This window comes from Treponema sp. UBA785 (assembly GCF_002297065.1).
Taxonomy (GTDB): Bacteria; Spirochaetota; Spirochaetia; order Treponematales; family Treponemataceae; genus Treponema_D.
This window is the reverse complement of sequence record NZ_DBJD01000056.1, coordinates 1-4,514: the sequence shown is the minus strand read 5'-3', so window position 1 is coordinate 4,514 and position 4,514 is coordinate 1. Positions and strand designations below refer to the sequence as shown.

The 4,514-nt window shown below is 41.9% G+C and carries 4 protein-coding genes; all 4 read left to right on the top strand.

The annotated features are described in order from the left end of the window. Nucleotides 1-522 (top strand): NAD(P)-dependent oxidoreductase (locus B2X33_RS04195; protein ID WP_296667878.1); only part of this gene is annotated, 522 nt, incomplete at its 5' end. Between the two features lie 217 nt (nucleotides 523-739). After that, on the top strand, nucleotides 740-1,048 hold the full coding sequence (trxA, locus tag B2X33_RS04190; RefSeq protein WP_296023311.1) for a thioredoxin: 309 nt from the start codon (nucleotides 740-742) through the stop codon (nucleotides 1,046-1,048). A gap of 399 nt (nucleotides 1,049-1,447) precedes the next feature. Next, nucleotides 1,448-2,704 carry a pectate lyase family protein gene (locus B2X33_RS04185; protein WP_296667875.1) on the top strand — a complete coding sequence of 419 codons (1,257 nt, stop codon included), beginning with the start codon at nucleotides 1,448-1,450 and terminating at the stop codon, nucleotides 2,702-2,704. Between the two features lie 638 nt (nucleotides 2,705-3,342). Continuing rightward, the coding region (locus B2X33_RS04180) for a pyruvate formate lyase family protein (protein WP_296667873.1) at nucleotides 3,343-4,514 on the top strand (1,172 nt) is incomplete at its 3' end.

Sequence of the window (4,514 nt, the reverse complement as noted above, 5' to 3'; positions counted from 1 at the left end):
ATGAAAGACGGAGTCAGAATAATAAACCTTGCGCGCGGCGGACTTGTGAACAACGCTGACTTGCTTGCCGCTGTGAATTCTGGAAAAGTTGCCGCGCACGTTACAGATTTTGCCGATGAAAGCTTCTTGAACAACGACAAAATCGTCTGCCTCCCTCACTTGGGAGCTTCAACTCCAGAGGCGGAGGAAAACTGCGCGGTTATGGCTGTAAAAGAGCTTCGCGACTTCCTCGAGACTGGAATTATCGTAAATTCTGTGAACTTTCCGCGCGTTACAAGCGAGTCTGCAATTCCTGCCGGCGGAACTCGGCTTTGCATTCCGCACAAGAATGTACCTGGCATGATTGCGAAATTCACGACAATCCTGGGAGACGCAAAACTCAACGTTGCCGGAATCGTTGACCAGAGCCGCGGCGACATTGCCTACGCGATGATTGATGTTGACGGAAAAGTCGGAGACGACACTCTCAAGGCTCTCGGAGACTGCGAGGCTGTAATCAGCGTGCGCCCGATTTACGCTTAGTTTTTAAGTAGATTAGCCGCAAACCGGAAAATTCCTTTGCATAAACAGGAATTTTCCGGTTAAAAATCCTTTCACAATTCTATTCTTGGCTAAATTTTTCTTACGAGATTTCTAAACTGCACAAAAACCTAAAAAAATATACTTTCCTTTTTGAAGAAATTTGCTTACTTTTAAATTAACAAAAGCAATCTAATTTTATTGAAAACTGGAGGAAGATATGGAAATCACACTCACAAAAGGCAATTTCGAAGACGAAGTATTAAAATCAGAAAGTCCTGTTCTTGTTGACTTTTGGGCAAGCTGGTGCGGTCCGTGCAAAATGCTTGCTCCGACAATTGCGCAGATTGCAGAAGAATACAGTGGAAAAATAAAAGTCGGCAAAGTAAATGTTGACGAAGAAGAAACTCTTTCCCGCGAATACGGAATCGTAAGCATTCCGACAGTAATTCTCTTTAAAAACGGAAAACCAGAAAAAACTTCAATCGGCCTTGTTCCAAAAGAAACACTGGTTTCAATGCTCGGCTAAAACACTGTAAAAAAACATTCGCTTAACTATGGCAATAAAACTAAAAAAATTGCCACAGTTAAAACTCAATTTATAAATCAAACAAATTTGCATAAAAATCGATTTTTATGCAAACAAGGTAAAAAAAAGTATTTGCATTGACCTAGGATTTTTTTTATAAGAATATTCGTACAAAAAGACGTATTTTTTCCCAAACTTCGAGTTTTATAGTTTTATGTCACTATCGGAACTGTTCCCTTGTCATTATCGAAACTACTTCTTGTCATTATCGGACTTGCCCCGATAATCTATTGAAACTTTACAACAGTTATTCCGGTCGCAGCACGGGAATGACACTTAAATGACTGTTCTTTTCAAAATTCGACATTTAGGGTATTTTTTTATTTTACGAGGTGCTTTATGAAAAAAATTATCAACCCACTTGTATTTATTGCAGGAATTTCGGCCTTTTTTGCATTTTTCTCAGGATGCGCTTCAAACAAGACCGAAAACAATTCAGCTCAAGAACAAAAACAAAACCTTAAAGGACAGACACTTTATTCAATTCCAGGCGAAAAGCCTGAAACAAACGGATTTTTTGATTGCGGAGATTTTTCTTTTCCAAACACAAAAATCATTTTGATTGACGACAAAACTTATCCAAAATCAGACAAAAAAACAGACGCCTTTAGCGCGGCAATTCAAAAAGAAGGCAAAAAGCTCATCGTAATCGACGGCGACATCGACCTGAGCTACGGAAAAGTCTCTGATTCAGACCACAGCTACTTTGACGAATTTGAAGCCGACGGAAAAAGAAAACACGCCGACCTTATTTACAAACTTACATCAGACACGGCAATCGTCGGAAAACAGAACGCCCGCTTAAAGTTCGGTGGTCTTTTGATTAAAAACGTAAACAACATAATAATCCGCAATATTGAATTTTACGACGCCCACGGCTCAACAGAAATCGACACAAAGGTCGACAAAAATTCAAAGGCAAGCATAGATTCACTCAATATCGAAAACGCAAACAATGTCTGGGTTGACCACTGCACTTTCAGCGACGGAAAATGCGTAGACCTTGTAAGAAATTTCAACCACGACGGACTTCTGGACATTAAAAAAGGAAAATGCATAACCGTTTCTTACTGCGAATTTTTCAACCACGACAAAGTAATGCTGATTCGTCCAGGCGACAAGTTTTCAAATCCGGAAGAATGTGAAGTAACGCTTCATCACAACTACTTCCACAATTCAATTCAGCGCATGCCAAGAAGCCGCGGAGTAAACGCGCACATCTACAACAATTATTTTGACAACATCGGCACAAACGAAAACAAAGGAAGCAGCCTTGGACCAGGAATCGGCTCAATGTATGTCGTAGAAAACAATTTTTTCGGAAAACACGCGCAGACAGCCGTAAAATACTACGACAAGTCCGAAAAAACAGACCCTACATTCTCAAAATTCTACCAAAGCGGAAACATTCCTCAGCTCAACGCCTCAAATTGCGCCTACGACAAAGTAGACAAGACAAACGATTTTGAGGCGCACCTGACTTCAGAAAAACCATTTGCAATAAATTACAACTACAGCCTGGACGAAACATCTTCTCTCAACGAAGCGACAGTAAAAAAGGCAGGCGCCGGAAACATAATGAAATTTGAAAGATAAATTTTATACGGACGGCTTTTTGCATTGCAAAAATCAGGCTATCCGGGGTTCCGCTATCGCTTCATTCCTTCGGAACGGCTAACCGCCGCCCCTCCTATCCTTGCCGCAAGGCAAGGACGTGCGCTTTTAGCGCACAATTCAATCGACGAGTTTTGTGCAAAACAAAACTCGCAGCATACCGCAAGGTATGCAAGCATCCATTGCCGCAAGGCAAGGGCGTGCGCTTTTAGCGTTCGTATCCTGTAAAAAGACAAAAAAACACTATTCATAGCGTTTTAACATAAAGTTATTAGGAATAATTACTAATAAGTAATTTTATTCTGTTGCACTTTTTTGTCAAATCCACTATAGTCTTAACTAACAGAAACAGTCGCAGTTTTTTATAAAAATTGCGAATTATATACAAATTTGCTTGAATAAATACGAGCCCTGTAAAAACTGTTTTTGAAACATCAAAAAAAGGAAAATTCGACTTACGGAGTTTCCGCAGGCTTAGCAGACCAGTCTTGAATTCAAGACCGATTTTGCGCGTTTTTTTCCATTTTTGTAAAGTTTTCCTGTCATTACGCAGGTTTACTTCAACTTGTTTCAAATTCTTTTGCATGCGTGCTCCGTTTTTTCAAGAAAGGAGAACTTTTATGGCAGAAGCATGGAACGGTTTCAAAGGACGCCTTTGGAAAGAAGAAGTAAACGTTCGCGACTTTATCCAGAACAACTACACACCTTATGACGGCGATGAAAAATTCCTCGCAGGTCCTACAGAAGGTACAAACAAGCTCTTTGCAAAATTGCAGGAACTTCAGAAGGCAGAACACAACAAAAAAGCTGTAGGTCTTGACGGAAAAGAAAGAACTGGCGTTCTCGACATGGACACAGACATCGTTACAGGTCTTACAGCTCACAAACCTGGCTATATTGATCCAGAATTGAAAGATCTTGAACAGGTTGTTGGTCTTCAGACAGACAAGCCTCTCAAAAGAGCATTCATGCCTTACGGTGGAATCAAAATGGCAGAAGAGTCATGCGAAATGTACGGCTACACTCCAAACCCAGAACTCCACAAAATTTTTACTGAATATCACAAAACTCACTCAGACGCTGTATTTCAGGTTTACACACCAGAAATCCGCGCGGTTCGCCGTTCACACATCTTGACAGGTTTGCCTGACACATACGGACGCGGACGCATCGTTGGAGACTACCGCCGTGTAGCTCTTTATGGTATCGACTACCTCATCAAATGCAAGGAAGCTGACAAGGCAAACATTGGCGACGGAACAATGACTGAGGAAGTTATCCGTCTCAAGGAAGAAGTTGCTGATCAGATTAAGGCTCTCAAAGGTCTTAAAGAAATGGCAGCTCTCTACGGCTTTGATATTTCTAAGCCAGCTACAACAGCAAAAGAAGCTGTTCAGTGGCTGTACTTCGGTTACCTCGGAGCAATCAAGACACAGAACGGTGCTGCAATGTCAATCGGACGTGTTTCAACATTCCTCGACATTTACATCAACCGCGACCTCGAAGCAGGCTTAATCACAGAATCTCAGGCACAGGAACTTGTTGACCACTTCGTAATGAAGGCACGCATGGTTCGCTTTGCACGCATTGAGTCTTACAACAACCTCTTCTCTGGCGACCCAGTTTGGGCAACACTCGAAGTCGGCGGACTCGGACAGGACGGACGCTCAATGGTTACAAAGAACGACTTCCGCTTCCTCCATACTCTCGAGAACATGGGACCGGCTCCAGAGCCAAACATGACAGTTCTCTACTCAAAGAGACTGCCTGAGAACTTCCGCCGCTACGCTGC